The sequence below is a fragment of the Prosthecobacter sp. genome (assembly GCF_044378005.1).
In the GTDB taxonomy this organism is placed as follows: domain Bacteria; phylum Verrucomicrobiota; class Verrucomicrobiia; order Verrucomicrobiales; family Verrucomicrobiaceae; genus Prosthecobacter.
The window spans coordinates 40,594-54,003 of record NZ_JBILYB010000025.1; the positions used below are offsets into that span (position 1 = coordinate 40,594).

General features: G+C 61.0%; 11 protein-coding genes. 7 read left to right on the forward strand and 4 right to left on the reverse strand.

What is annotated here, in order from left to right; all coding sequences use genetic code 11:
* The first annotated feature begins 56 nt into the window (after positions 1–56).
* From AC6FTP_RS07625 to AC6FTP_RS07635, 3 genes are read left to right on the forward strand one after another with little or no spacing between them, the layout of a single operon-like run.
* Complete coding sequence (locus AC6FTP_RS07625; RefSeq protein ID WP_497206312.1) at positions 57–971, forward strand: LpxL/LpxP family acyltransferase; 915 nt, start codon at positions 57–59, stop codon at positions 969–971.
* Between the two features lie 8 nt (positions 972–979).
* Positions 980–1,759, forward strand: coding sequence for a polysaccharide deacetylase family protein (locus AC6FTP_RS07630; protein WP_497206313.1), 780 nt, complete (start codon positions 980–982; stop codon positions 1,757–1,759).
* Positions 1,760–1,819: 60 nt separating this feature from the next.
* Positions 1,820–2,797, forward strand: coding sequence for a magnesium transporter CorA family protein (locus AC6FTP_RS07635; protein WP_497206314.1), 978 nt, complete (start codon positions 1,820–1,822; stop codon positions 2,795–2,797).
* A 6-nt stretch (positions 2,798–2,803) separates the two neighbouring features.
* Here the strand turns inward: AC6FTP_RS07635 and AC6FTP_RS07640 are convergent, their stop codons facing one another.
* On the reverse strand, positions 2,804–3,433 hold the full coding sequence (locus AC6FTP_RS07640) for a tetratricopeptide repeat protein (protein WP_497206315.1): 630 nt from the start codon (positions 3,431–3,433) through the stop codon (positions 2,804–2,806).
* Positions 3,434–3,463: 30 nt separating this feature from the next.
* On the reverse strand, positions 3,464–3,736 hold the full coding sequence (locus tag AC6FTP_RS07645) for a hypothetical protein (protein WP_497206316.1): 273 nt from the start codon (positions 3,734–3,736) through the stop codon (positions 3,464–3,466).
* A gap of 193 nt (positions 3,737–3,929) precedes the next feature.
* Here AC6FTP_RS07645 and AC6FTP_RS07650 point away from each other — a divergent pair, with 193 nt between their 5' ends.
* Entirely contained in the window at positions 3,930–4,154 is a 225-nt protein-coding gene (locus AC6FTP_RS07650) for a hypothetical protein (protein ID WP_497206317.1), read from the forward strand.
* Between the two features lie 551 nt (positions 4,155–4,705).
* On the opposite strand, the gene mfd is transcribed toward AC6FTP_RS07650, so the two are convergent.
* Complete coding sequence (mfd, locus tag AC6FTP_RS07655) at positions 4,706–8,008, reverse strand: transcription-repair coupling factor (RefSeq protein ID WP_497206318.1); 3,303 nt, start codon at positions 8,006–8,008, stop codon at positions 4,706–4,708.
* Between the two features lie 137 nt (positions 8,009–8,145).
* On the opposite strand from mfd, the gene AC6FTP_RS07660 reads away from it, so the two are divergent.
* On the forward strand, positions 8,146–9,171 hold the full coding sequence (locus AC6FTP_RS07660; RefSeq protein WP_497206319.1) for an SMP-30/gluconolactonase/LRE family protein: 1,026 nt from the start codon (positions 8,146–8,148) through the stop codon (positions 9,169–9,171).
* Positions 9,172–9,333: 162 nt separating this feature from the next.
* Positions 9,334–10,647: an ATP-binding protein gene (locus tag AC6FTP_RS07665; RefSeq protein ID WP_497206320.1), complete on the forward strand. Its 1,314-nt coding sequence runs from the start codon at positions 9,334–9,336 to the stop codon at positions 10,645–10,647.
* 24 nt (positions 10,648–10,671) lie between these two features.
* Here the strand turns inward: AC6FTP_RS07665 and AC6FTP_RS07670 are convergent, their stop codons facing one another.
* Entirely contained in the window at positions 10,672–12,639 is a 1,968-nt protein-coding gene (locus tag AC6FTP_RS07670; protein ID WP_497206321.1) for a DEAD/DEAH box helicase, read from the reverse strand.
* Between the two features lie 531 nt (positions 12,640–13,170).
* On the opposite strand from AC6FTP_RS07670, the gene AC6FTP_RS07675 reads away from it, so the two are divergent.
* The coding region (locus AC6FTP_RS07675) for a c-type cytochrome domain-containing protein (protein WP_497206322.1) at positions 13,171–13,410 on the forward strand (240 nt) is incomplete at its 3' end.

Consider the following 13,410-nt stretch of genomic DNA (forward strand, 5'->3'; position numbering starts at 1 on the left):
AGACCCTACGGGCAGAGCACCCGCTGATGATACCCGAAGTAACCGCCAAACCCTCCATGCCGCAAGTTCCGCCTCGGCGGAACACGGGGCTGCATGGAGCGTTCCTGACGCGTTGTTTGCTGCGGTTCATGCGTTTTGTGCCGACAAGATTGGCGCTCGTGCTCGTCTGGCCGGTGACACTGTTCATCTACGTCCTCGCCGCGCCTCAGCGCCGCGCCATTCTCAGCAATCTCACGGCATTGTGTCCTGACCACGGTCCCACCGAGCGCTGGTGGGCGGGCTATCGGGTCTTCCTGAATTTCGCCCTCACCTACCTCGACCGTCTCTGGTCCATGTATTTCAAAAAGGAGGTCACTTGGGACATCACTCACATGGAGCGCTTCGAGGAACTGCGTGCCCATCCCGGCGGCGTCCTCATCTTCACCATCCACAGCGGGAACTACGACATCGGAGCCACGCTCTTCGCGCAGAAATTCGGGCGGAGACTGCACACCGTCCGCGCGCCGGAGCAGACGGAGCAACTGCAAAAACTCCGCGAGCAGGAACTCCGCCGCACGGAACAGGACAACCCGCTTTTGCGCGTCCACTACAGCGTCGCCGACAATCACCTCGGCCTCGAACTTTGCCGCGTGCTCATGGATGGCGAGGCCGTGGCCGTGCAGGGAGACCGCGTGCTCTCCGCCGTCTCCCCTGTGGCCATGACTTGTGAGGGTCGCATCTACCAGATCCCGCGTGGCCCGCTCGTGCTCGCTGAGATTTCCCGAGCGCCCTGCTACCCGATCATCCTCGAGCGCATCGGCTGTCTCCGCTACCGCATCCACGTCGGCGAGTGCTTCAGCGATGGCACCGAAAAACTCCGCGCTGATGACATCGGCAAGCGCTGGCTGCCCATCCTCCACCGGCATCTGGAGCAGCACTGGGATCAATGGTTTGTCTTTGAGCCGCTGGTGAGTCTGGAGACCCCGACATGATCCCGCCCATGCCACCCACCTGCCAGCGCGAGAGTCTGCGCGCGTTTGTGCTGAGCCTGCTGCCGGCGATTGGCGTCGTGCTCGCCCTGCTGACCGGGCATTTTGGCATCGCGGGGTTCATCTTTAGCACCACGTTTGTCATCATCGGCATCGGCTCGGTGGTGCCGAGGTGTGCCTTGTTCGGGCCGATGATCACCCGGCTGCCCGCTGGCACTTCAGGCGTGTGTTTGACGATCGATGATGGTCCTGATCCGAGCACGACACCGGCTTTGCTCGATCTGCTGGATGAGCATCAGGCCAGCGCCGTGTTCTTCCTTATCGGTGACCGTGCGGCGAGGCATCCCGATCTGGTGCGCGATATCGCGAGGCGCGGGCATGTGATCGGCAATCATTCGCAGACGCATCCCTCGGCGACGTTTTGGATGCTGCGACCCTGGGCGCTCTGGCGGGAGGTGGCAGGGTGTCAGGAGACGCTGCGTGGCATTTTGGGCAAGGCACCGCTTTGGTTCCGCCCGCCCGTGGGGCATCACAATCTCTTCCTGGCCTCCATCCTCCGGGCGTTGGGTTTGACGATGATGATCTGGAACTGCCGCGGCTTTGATGGCGTGCATCGGGATGTGTCGGTGATCCTCCGCCGCATCGATCATGATTTGCGCCCTGGGGCGATCATTCTCCTGCACGAGGCCCGTCCAATCTGTGTGGAGGTGTTGCGCGGAACACTGGAGATGATTCACGCCCGCGGATTGGAGATCGTGCCTCCGCCAGCGCTTGTGACGAAAGCGGATTGATCCGCCTTTTCCGTGGCAGGAAAAGAATGAGCCGCTACTGTCGCGCCCCCCTACTCTCGCATGGTCCGACTCATCACCCAACAAGGCCAGCTCATCGACTGGAACGACGAAAAGGTGCGTCCTTTCCCGGACAACCTCGTCTTTCTCGACCTGCTGAATCCAGCGCGTGCCGAGGAGCTGGAGGCGGAAAGCTGGCTCGAATACTCCCTGCCCACTCGTGAAGAGATGCAGGAGATCGAGGAGTCCAGCCGACTCTACACGGAGAAAGGCGCGCTCTACATGACGGCCTGGATTCCTGTCGGTCTCGATACCCCGGACCCGGACAACACGGCCATCTCCTTCGTTCTCGCACCCGACTGTCTCACGACCGTGCGCTACGCTGACCCGATGTCCTTCCGCGTGCTCGTGGATCATGTGAAGCGCCAGTGCCAGTGCCCGATGTCGAGTGATGCAGTCTTCCTCGTGCTCTGCGAACTCATCGTCGCCCGTATCGCCGATGCGCTCCAGATGGTGGAGGGCGATCTGAAAAAGCTCGCCCGTGAAGTCTTCCGCCTCGACCCCCACCGTGCGAATACCACGGTGGAAAAAGACCTCGCTGATGTGGTCAAAACGCTCGGCCGCCGCAGTGCCCTCGTGGCGAATCTGCGTGAGAGCCTGCTAAGCGTCAGCCGCATGCTCCAGTTCTTCCTGAGCAATGCCGCGCCCTGGATGCGTGGTGACCTCGCCGCGCAGTTCCGCTCCGTGATGCGCGACGTGAAGTCACTCGATGATTACACGAACCAGCAGACCCAGGAGATGACCTTCCTCCTGGAATCCACGCTCGGTCTCATCAACATCCAGCAGAACCAGATCATCAAAATCTTCACCATCGCCAGCGTGCTCTTCATGCCGCCGACGCTCATCGCGAGCGTGTACGGCATGAACTTCGAGCACATGCCCGAGCTGAAACAGCCCTGGGCTTACCCAGCGGTGATCGCCTTGCTTGTGATCTCCGCGCTGATCCCGATCTGGTTCTTCAAAAAGAAGAAGCTGCTCTGACCCGGCTCACCAGCCGCGCACCTTCACATGCACCTGGGCGGACTTGCCCATGTAGTGATCCATCCGGTAGTCGTTGGCTGCCTTGACCATGTGATCCTTGGCTTTGGCTTCATCGCCCAGCGCCTCGAAGTAGAGGCCGAGGTAGAGGTGGGCATAGCAGCGGTGGTTTTTTAAAGCCTCCCCCTCGCCCGATTCGGCGGCTTTTAGCACCGCTTCTACGCTGCCTTTCCCGGCAAAGAGGTCGTGTACCTCCTTCATTGGCACACGTGAGTCGCCCTCGATGGGGATGAGCGCCTTGCGCGCCGCCTCCAGATTTTCCGCCCGTGCCACGCAGATGAAATGCCAGGCAGCATTCTCCACATCGTTCGAGTTCACCGTCTGGTGGACCTCGAACTGCTCGCGCCCACCTTTGAAGTCACCCGCCAGATAGAGGGAGAGTCCGCGCTGCCAGAGCTGAGGCTTCGCTGCGGGCTCCAGGGCGATCAGCTTGTCAAAAGCCGCCACCGACTCCTTCGGCTTGGCATCATAAAACGCCTGCACACCCTCGCGGAAGAGCGCATTTGGGTCTGGTTTTGCCACCTCCTGGGCGGAGGCGGCGACGACGAAGCAAAGGGAGGCGAGAAGGGATTTCATCATGGGATGAAGGATGAACGCCCGTCGCAGCCCTTATTTGATGATCAATTTGAAGGCCGCCTGGCCCTGGTGCTCATCATCGTCAGAAACGAGGAGTTGGCCGAGGTGATGCCCGCTGCGCCAGGGAGCGCCGGTGATGGGCTTGGTCTGGAGCAGATAGGCTCCGGTACCCGCATTGCGGAAGGAGGAGATGCTGTTGCTGAAGGGCGCGCCTTGGCCGGGAACCTCGAAGTGCTCCATGAGCGTGAAATGATCGCGCGTCAGTTCCACGACCGGGGCACCGGCGCAGGTGACGATGACCAGCATGTTGGCTGGATGGGTGTTTCCATTGGCTGCCATACCCTGGGAGGTCTGGATGCTTATCGTCAGGGCGCCTGAAGCTGAAGCAGCGGCCTTGGGCGCCGGGGCAGGCCGCGGAGCCGGTGCGACCACCGGGGGCGGAGCCGGAGGCGCGGGGGCAATAACGGCTGGAGCCGGAGCGGGCGCAGGAGTCGCTGCCTTGGCAACAGGCTTCGGAGCCGGTGCTGGCTTAGGTGCTGGTTTTGCCACCTTCTTCACCGGCTTGGCTGCTGGTTTTGAGGCCGGTTTGACGACCTTTTTCGCTGGAGCCAGCGCCTTTTCTACGGGCTTGGCCGGAGCGGATTTCTTCTTCACCACCGCAGCCGGTTTCTTAGCTGCGCCTTTTTTTGGGGTTGGTTTGCTGGCCATATCGTTATTTTTCTGACGAATTAAGCAAGGCTAACCAAGGATTGATGAGTCTGTCGAGTGTCGTCTTGCGCCGGGAGTAGGTTTTATGGCCTTTCCGAGCCCGGATTGGGGTCAGCGAGAGGTGTTTTAGCCCGCTTTTCCGCTTTTGATGCCCCTAGCTGCATGGCTAACTGATCCATCGAATGGCAATCCTCGCTAGAAGCCAAATACCGGGAAGTAGCGCCAATATAGCCAGCCATCTCGTCAATCGAGCCGACCAAAACTTATCCTTTCCCCCTGGTCCCAAGAAGCAGACCAAAGTCAGAACCCCTCCCAACACCACCGAGCTGAAGACGAGCAGGACAATGAGGAGCCCATTGAAATTTGCTGTAAAGGCTGTGCCGCCCTCAAGCGAATCACCGATGGAGGCCGCCTCAGCCATTTCGATGAACAAGAGTCGGGCTTTAAAGGCAAGGAAAGCCGAGAGGCCAGCGACTCCAAGGGCAAGCAAGGGTGTCCCAAGATCAGGCTTTTTGGTGTATTCACGCACAGCTGTACCCTGAATCAAAGTCGATCACTTCGTCAATCTCACAGACTCCGCACCATCGCCGTGGCTTCGGCGAGCTGTTTGAAGCCTGCACGCTCGGTGAGGCGGGGGAATTTGCCGTTGATCATGACGAACTTGCCATTCCGCGTGAGCATGAGCTTGCGGTCTTTGATCTCCACATCCGTGATGCCAGCATGAGATGCGGCGAGGCGGAGGGACGCACAGGCGAGCAGGTTTTGGACGGGGTAGGGGAGCTGGTCGCCGTATTGGTCGCGCCACTGAGTTTCGAGTTCTTCGAGTTCCTTGCGCGTCATGACTTCCCCGAGCTGGCGGTAGGCGGTGATGCGTTGGCGGGTGTCTTCGATGAACGGTGTGGGCAGGAAGGCGGGCGTGGCACCTTTTTCGGCCTCGGTCATGAGCGCTTCGGTCTGCACGAGGAAGTCGGCACGCAGGCTGACATCCACCGGACGGGCGACACGGCGGCCCTGCATCCGGTTCACGGTTTGCTTCAGCATCTGGCAATACATGTCGAATCCGACGGCGGCGATGTGCCCGCTCTGCTCAGTGCCGAGGAGATTCCCAGCGCCGCGAATCTCCAGATCACGCAGCGCGATTTTGAAGCCGCTGCCGAGACCGGTGTATTGCTTGATGGCGTTCACGCGCTTGCGGGCATCTCCCGCCGTCACGGCGTCGCGCGGTAAAAGCAGATACGCGTGTGCCTGCGTGCCTCCACGGCCTACGCGACCACGAAGCTGATACAAATCAGCGAGCCCGAAGCGATCCGCGCGGTCGATGATGATGGTGTTCGCGTTCGGGATATCGACGCCGCTCTCGATGATGGTCGTGCAGACGAGCACGTCGGCGTCGCCATCGACAAAGGTGTGCATCACGTCCTCCAGCAGTTCCTCATCCATCTGGCCGTGACCTACGATCACCCTCGCCTGCGGGCACAGCTCGCGGATACGCATCGCGGTTTTCTCGATGGTCATGACGCGGTTGTGCAGGAGGAAAACCTGCCCGCCACGGTCCAGCTCGGCATCCACGGCCTGCTTGATGACTCGCTCGTCATACGGCGTGATGATCGTGCCCACGGCTTGCTTGTTTGGCGGCGGCGTCTCGATGGTGCTCATGTCGCGCATCCCCATGAGGGCAAAGTAGAGCGTGCGCGGGATCGGCGTGGCGCTGAGCGTGAGCACATCCACGAGGCGGAAGATCTCTTTAAACTTCTCCTTATGCTTCACGCCGAAGCGCTGCTCTTCATCGATCACGGCGAGGCCGAGGTCTTTGAATCGCACGTCTTTGGAAATGACGCGATGCGTGCCCACGACGATGTCCACTGTGCCGTCGCGGATGCCTTCCAGGATCTTCTTCTCGCGGTTCTTCGGCGTCAGTCGGCAGAGCATCTCCACCGTCACGGGGAACTCGCTCATGCGCTCGCGGATGTTCTGCCAGTGCTGCCGTGCGAGCACGGTCGTAGGCACGAGGATGGCGACTTGTTTGCCACCCATTACTGCTTTGAAGGCCGCGCGGATCGCCACCTCGGTCTTGCCGAACCCGACATCGGCGCAGAGCAGGCGATCCATCGGCTTCGGCGCTTCCATGTCGCGCTTGATCTCCTCCACACAGCGGAGCTGATCCGGGGTTTCGCGGTAGAGGAAGGACTGCTCGAACTCGACCTGCCATTTGGTATCTGACGGATGCGCGTAGCCCGTCACCGTGCGGCGCTCGGCACTGACGGAGAGCATCTTTGCGGCAAATTCCTCCACGCTCTTCTCGGCACCCTTGCGCGTCTTGTGCCAGCTGCCGCCGCCGAGTTTGCTCAAAGCGGGCGCACGTCCGCCGACACCGACGTAGCGGCTGACCATGTGCGCCTGGACGACGGGCACGAAGAGCTTCGACTCGTCGGCGTAATGCAGCACGAGCACTTCCTCTTTTTTCCCGCCAGGCGTGGTGCGTGTCTCCACTCCGGCGAAGCGCCCGATGCCGTGCTCGCTGTGCACGACGAGGTCGCCATCGCGCAACTCGCTAAGCATGTCGCGGGCTTTGCGCAGCACCTCAGGGTCCGCGAGCTTCGATCCGCGTAAGCGACGTGATACCTGATGCCTGCCAAAAATCTCCGCACCAGTCAGCACGGCGAGCTTTGCTGAAGGTACGGTGAAGCCGCGATAAAGCAGGCCCAGCGTGGTCTCCACCTTCACCGCATCCGCGCTGCGCAGCTCGCCGAAGCGCTCCCTTTCCGCTTCATTGTGAAAGAACACGACCGTTTGCCAGCCGAGCTTTTTCCATTCGCTCACCTGCATCTCGAACTGCTTCCGCCGTGCCTCGTGAAGCACGAAATCGGAGGCATCGAAGACGCCGAGAGGGTTTTCATGAATGGCGGTGGCGAAATCTTCCGGTCCGTCGTGCGTGAAGGCTCCGTCAATGATGCGCGCATGAACCGGCACCTCGACGGCTTCGTCTCCGATCACGAGCACGAGGTCGTTTTTCGCCAAGTAATCCCGCACCTTTCCCGAGTCCGCCGCCTGCTCCCCGAGCTGGAGGATGATATTGGCGCGTTCGAGTCGGCGGACGGACGATTGATTGTGCAGATCAAAGGCGCGGATGGACTCGATCTCGTCATCGAACCACTCCACGCGCAGCGGCTCCTCCGCCTGCCAGGAGTAGAAATCCACGATCCCGCCGCGTCGGGCAAACTGCCCGCGCTCTGTCACGACGGGCACGCGCTCATAGCCTGCCTCACTCAGCGAGGTGATGAAGGCCTCGACATCCAGCTTTTGCCCCACCTCGATCTGCCGCCTCTGCTTTTCCAGCTCTCGCGCCGTCGGCACGGGCTCGTTCAGGCTATCGGCGCAGAGGAGGAGGGCGTAGCTTGGCTCTCCAGAGCCGGGTTTAATGGCCGCCCATCTTTCCAACACCCCCACCCGTTCCGCCGCCAGATCCGGGTCAGGCAAGGCATCGTTGCCGAAGCTCTGCGAGTGCCTTGGGAAGTAGAGGGCTGATGCCTGCCACACAAGCAACTCGGCCTGCACCCGATCCTGCGTCCGCGGATCAGGACACAGCACCCAGAGCCGACGCTTCATCTGCTGTGCCCGAGCAATGACGAGTGCGACCGCAAAACCATTCGCCTCCGGTGTGACGTGGTCCAGGCAGACGACCTCGCCAGCTCCCAGCGCCCGCAGTTTCGCCGAGAAGTCAGCCTGCCGTGCCACCGACCTCACAAGGCCGTGGTTTTCCACCCGATCCTCGGCTGTTGGGGCAGGCGCTGGGTCGGCAGGTTTCGGCGCGGCGGCCTTTTTCGGCCTCGGGCGCGCCGTTTTGGTGGCAGAGGCTTTCTCTGTTTTCAAAGCGGAGCCATGACAAACGCACGGCGGCGCTATGAGGACGCGGACGATGGCCGACGCAATGGGCTTTTCCTCTGGTGGAGACGCGGAAGGCTTGCCCTGCGAGGTGCGTTTCACTAAAACCGACCTCTTTATCCGCCATGACCACCGACCGCCGCTCCTTCCTCACGACTCTCGCCACCGCCACTGCCGCCAGCGCCTTTGGGCGTGACTGGACCGGCCAGACTCCCGAGCGCTATCCCGATCCTGATGTCATCGCGCTCGATCCCGCCTTTGAGAAGCTCGTGCAGGGCAACGCGCCGATTCGTCGCCTGCACACCGGGATGCTCTGGGCGGAAGGTCCGGCCTGGAACGGCACCGGCAACTACCTCGTGTGGAGCGATATCCCGAACAACGCCCAGATGCGCTGGCTGCCCGAGGACGGCCACGTCAGCGTGATGCGGAACAACGCCAACCACAGCAACGGCAACACCTTTGACCTCCAGGGCCGCCAGATCAGCTTCGAGCACGGCACACGCCGCGTCGTCCGTTACGAGCTTGATGGCAAAATCACTGTCCTCGCCGATAAATTCGACGGCAAGCCACTCAACGCCCCCAACGACGGCGCGGTGCATCCCGATGGCTCCATCTGGTTCACCGATCCCGGCTACGGCAGCATGATGGATTATGAGGGAAACAAGGGCGAGCTGCTCCTGAAGGAGTCTGTTTACCGCATCGACCCGAGCGGCGAGATCACCAAGATCACCGAGGACCTCGAAAAGCCAAACGGCCTCTGCTTCTCACCCGATTACAAGAAGGTGTACATCGTGGACACAGGCAGCCCGAAGAACATCCGCGTCTATGACGTGGACCGCAAGACGGTGAAAAACGGCAAGGTCTTTGCCACGAACAAAGGCCAGCTCGCCGATCCCAAAGCCAAGGGGAACTCCGACGGCATCCGCTGCGATGTGGAAGGCAATCTGTGGTGCAGCGCCGGTTGGATCGGCGATGGCTACGATGGCGTCCACGTCTTCAATCCCGAAGGCAAGCTCATCGGCTTCATCAAGCTGCCCGAGACTGCCAGCAACGTCTGCTTCGGCGGCCAGAAGCGGAACCGGCTCTTCATCACCGCCTCACAGAGTCTTTATTCAGTGTACATGAACACTCGCGGCGCACATCACTGCTGATAACGTGGCGTTTTCAGTGCTTTTTGGTTAGTGTCCGGGTTTTTGAATCTTTGTAAAGTGTTCTAAATCCGATGATTGGAGAGTTTAATTTACTTATTTCGGATAATCTAGGATTGAAAGCCGGATTATCCGTGTTTCAATCCCGGCGATTCCAAAATCGCCATGAAACCTCACATCCAGCGCCTGCTTGCCGACCGCATTCGCGGCTTGGCGGCGCATTTTCCCGTGGTTCTGATCACGGGTGCCAGACAGACGGGGAAGACAACGCTGCTGCGTGACCTCTTCCCCGACGCGCCCTTTCACACGCTGGACCTGCCCTCCGTGGCGCATGAGGCCGAACACAACAGCACAGCCTTTCTCGACTCGCTCGCGGCGCATCCTACCGTGATCCTGGACGAAGTGCAGTATGCCCCTGCCCTCTTTCGCTCATTGAAGGCGGCGGTGGACGCGGACCGCCACCGCATGGGGCGCTTTTTGATGACGGGATCACAGAAGTTCGCGCTGATGCAAAGCGTGTCTGAAAGTCTCGCTGGTCGCTGCGCCATCCTGGAACTCGACACGCTGGCTCCCGTGGAACTCATCGACACCAACCCGATGAGCTACCCGACGGTGGAGGAAATGATGTGGCGCGGCGGCTACCCGGAACTCTGGCGAGTGCCGGACCTTCCTGCGCGTGATTTTTACTCCAGCTACTTCGCGACGTATCTCGAACGCGATGTGCGCCAGCTCGTGAATGTCACGAACCTGCGCGACTTCGAGCGCTTCGTGCGCATGTGCGCGACGCTTTCGGGGAATCTGGTGAACTTCCAGACGCTCGCCAGCACGGTGGGCATCGCTGGAAGCACGGCCAAGCAGTGGCTTACGGTGCTGGAAGCCTCCAACATCATCCACATCCTGCCGCCCTACTTCCGCAATCATGGTAAACGCCTGATCAAGACGCCGAAGCTCTTCTTCCGCGACACGGGGCTGCTTTGCTTTTTGCTCGGCCTTTCCACGCCACAGCAGATGGTGGAGTCCACTTTCATCGGGGCCATCTGGGAAACCTATGTCCTCGGTCAGGTGCTGCGTGCCCGTGAAGCCCAGGCCAGTCCGGCGGAAGTTTACTTCTGGCGTGACGCGCAAGGCGTGGAGGTGGACTTCGCCGTCTGGCTGAATGGCCGCCTCCAGTTCATCGAGGCCAAGTGGAACGAAACCGGGGGTGACTCAAAGTCGCTGAAGCCGATGCATCAGGTCCGCAGCGTGCTCGGCGATGCCGCCGCAGACCGGCACCTGCTGGCCTGCCGTACACCTTCCGCTCACTGGCATCCCTATGATCCGAGCGTCCGCGTGGTCAATGCTCACACGTTCCGTGACTGGTTCAATGTGCCAACGCCTGACGTCATGTCCGTGGCCGAAGCGGCCATCAGCTACACAGTAAAGCCACGCAAAAAGCGCCCGGCGAAGCGGAAACGGGTCCACAAAAAAGCGGCAGGCTGAAGGGCCTGCCGCTCCATTTAAAATCTATGAGCCTTCGCCATCCCAGCGACGGGGTTTGAAGCCGCCGGGCTTGCCGCCGCCACCACCACCGAAGCGAGGTTTGCCGCCGTAGCCGCCACCTCCTCCACCGCCGCCAAAACCGCCGGGCTTGCCACCGTAACCGCCACCACCACCGCCGAAGCGAGGTTTGCCGCCGTAGCCTCCTCCGCCACCACCACCGTAACCGCCGCCTTCACCGCGAGGTGGGCCGTCGAAGTCACGACGTGGGGGACGTGGGGCAAAGTTGCCACCGCCGCCGCCTTCACGATCCGCCACATCCATGCGCACGTCACGGCCACGGAAGGTCGCGCCTTCGATGGAGGTGAGCACGGCTGCTGCCATGTCTTCGGGGATCTCGACAAAGCTGCACTTGGGCAGGACGTCGATGCTGCCGATGGTGCCAGCGGGGATCTGGCAGGTGTTGTAAATGATGCCGGCGATGTCGCCTGGGCGGGCGTTGTCCATGCCGCCGATATTGATGAAGAGGCGCTTCATGCCCTCGGCTGGCGGACGTGGGCCTGCGGGGCGCGTGGTGCGCTGATCGCCGCCTTCGCCACCACCTTGCGGGGCACCTTCGCCACCCTGCTCACGCGGGACGAACTCGCGCTGCGGACGATCTTTTTTCACCTGGGCGCGATCTTCGAGGATCTGCTCAGCTTCACGCGAGCCCTGTTTCATCCAGAGATCGAGCAGGGCGCTCATGACATCCGTCATGTCAAAGCCCGCATCCAGCAGGCGCTGGGTGGTGTGCTCGTGTTTGGCATAGTTGCCAGCTTCCAGCGTGGCCTTGAGCTTTTCAAAGCTCTGATCCACGAGCTTCGTCTCCACCTCTTCCTGGGAGGGGACTTTGGTGCGATCCACGCGTGCATTCGTGAAGCGCTGGATGCGCTGCATGAGGTAGATTTCGCGACCTGCGACGAGGCTGACCGCCGTGCCCTTGCGTCCGGCACGACCGGTGCGGCCGATGCGGTGGACATAGTCTTCCGTATCGTAAGGCAGCTCGTAGTTCACGATGAGGTCGATGTCGTTCACATCGAGTCCGCGTGCTGCCACGTCGGTGGCGACGAGCACTTCGACGTTGCCGCTGCGGAAGTTCCGCATCACGCGCTCACGCATCATCTGATTCAAATCGCCATGCAGGCGGTCGGCGGCATAACCCCGGCCCACAAGAGCATCGACAACGTCATCCACAGCCTTCTTCGTATTCGCGAAGACGATGGTCAGACGCGGGTCTTCCATGTCCAGCACGCGGCAGAGCACTTCCGTTTTGCTGCGGCCCTGCACCTCGTAGTAGCGCTGCTCGATGGTCGGCACCGTGAGCGCTTTCTGCTGAATGGTGATCGTGGCGGCATTCGTGGTGTAGCGCTCGATGAGGCGGCGGATGCGCGGGTCAAAGGTGGCGGAAAAGAAGATCGTCTGGCGCTTCTCCGGCATGGATTGCATGAGCTTCTCGATGTCTTCGGCGAAGCCCATGTCGAGCATTTCGTCCGCTTCATCAAAGACGAGCACTTTCAGCGCATCGAGCTTCAGCGTGCCACGGTCCACGAAGTCCTGGATACGACCGGGAGTGCCCACGACGATCTGGGAACCGGCTTGGAGGGCACGAATCTGGCGGTCATACGAGGCGCCGCCATAGACTGGCGTGGCGCGGAGGCCTTCTTTGAAGGTGACGACCTTGTGAATCTCCGCGCAGACCTGCATGGCCAGTTCGCGGGTGGGGCAGAGGATGAGAACCTGTGTACGGCGGTCGGAGGCGTCGGCGAGCTGGATGGCGGGGAGGCCGAAGGCGAGCGTTTTACCCGAGCCGGTCTGGCTCTGGCCCACCACGTCACGCCCGGAAAGGGCGACTGGGATGGCCTCAGCCTGGATGGGGGAGGGTTGCTCAAAGCCTTGGGCCTGAACGGCTTGGAGGAGTTCCGGCGCGAGGCCGAGGTCAGCGAATGTCTTTTCCATAATATGTCCTTTGCAATTAAACCGGCAGATAGGGCTCCGAATAGGTGGGCAACCAGTCGCCGTAAAAGCGTCCTACCAACGGCGGGACGGGGACACCGTCCAAAATGGGGACGGGCTACAAGACAAACATCGGCCCCGAGGGGTAGAAGCCGGAAAAAACCGGCGCGGAGAGTTCCACACATCCGGTGAAAGGCAAGCTTGGATATGATTAGACGCCTTTTTGCGCAGGCCTAGCAGACTGTCACACTTTGCCGAGACGCGAATGGGGAAGTATCGCTCGTTGGTTTAAGTCCGACAGAGAAGGCGAGCTTCATTTCCGTGGGCTGGTTTGTGGGTAATCGGGAGGCTGCGGATGGTGAGAGGGAATCTGAAAGAGCAAAGAATGCCCTTCATAATGGCCATCGTCCCACAACGGCCACCTTGCCAATCGAAGCTACGTCCAGAGCAAATCCGGCATGAAAGTTGGCCGGGAGGATACGTATCTTCATCCCCCCAATTTCGCTTAAAATGCTTTTGTCCCCCCGCAAAACCATGGCTCTCGGCCTCTTCGCCGCAGCCTCATCTCTCCATGCCGCTCCCGACTGGAAAGCCGTCGAGTCCATGCTCGCCGCCAAGTGCTACGAGTGTCACAACGCGGATAAAATGAAGGGCGATGTCGATTTGAAGCAGTTCGCGGGCAATCCGGATGTGCCGGTGAATTTCCAGATCTGGAACACCGTGAAGGACACCATCGACAACGGCGACATGCCGCCGCGAAAGGCCAAGCAGCTC

What these genes read in the sequence shown, in the direction of transcription:
- AC6FTP_RS07635 (WP_497206314.1), top strand. Translation starts at nt 1,820, where the DNA reads ATGGTCCGACTCATCACCCAACAAGGCCAGCTCATCGACTGGAACGAC.
- AC6FTP_RS07660 (WP_497206319.1), top strand. Translation starts at nt 8,146, where the DNA reads ATGACCACCGACCGCCGCTCCTTCCTCACGACTCTCGCCACCGCCACT.
- AC6FTP_RS07630 (WP_497206313.1), top strand. Translation starts at nt 980, where the DNA reads ATGCCACCCACCTGCCAGCGCGAGAGTCTGCGCGCGTTTGTGCTGAGC.
- AC6FTP_RS07645 (WP_497206316.1), bottom strand. Translation starts at nt 3,736, where the DNA reads ATGCTGGTCATCGTCACCTGCGCCGGTGCCCCGGTCGTGGAACTGACG.
- AC6FTP_RS07625 (WP_497206312.1), top strand. Translation starts at nt 57, where the DNA reads ATGCCGCAAGTTCCGCCTCGGCGGAACACGGGGCTGCATGGAGCGTTC.
- AC6FTP_RS07670 (WP_497206321.1), bottom strand. Translation starts at nt 12,639, where the DNA reads ATGGAAAAGACATTCGCTGACCTCGGCCTCGCGCCGGAACTCCTCCAA.
- AC6FTP_RS07640 (WP_497206315.1), bottom strand. Translation starts at nt 3,433, where the DNA reads ATGATGAAATCCCTTCTCGCCTCCCTTTGCTTCGTCGTCGCCGCCTCC.
- AC6FTP_RS07665 (WP_497206320.1), top strand. Translation starts at nt 9,334, where the DNA reads ATGAAACCTCACATCCAGCGCCTGCTTGCCGACCGCATTCGCGGCTTG.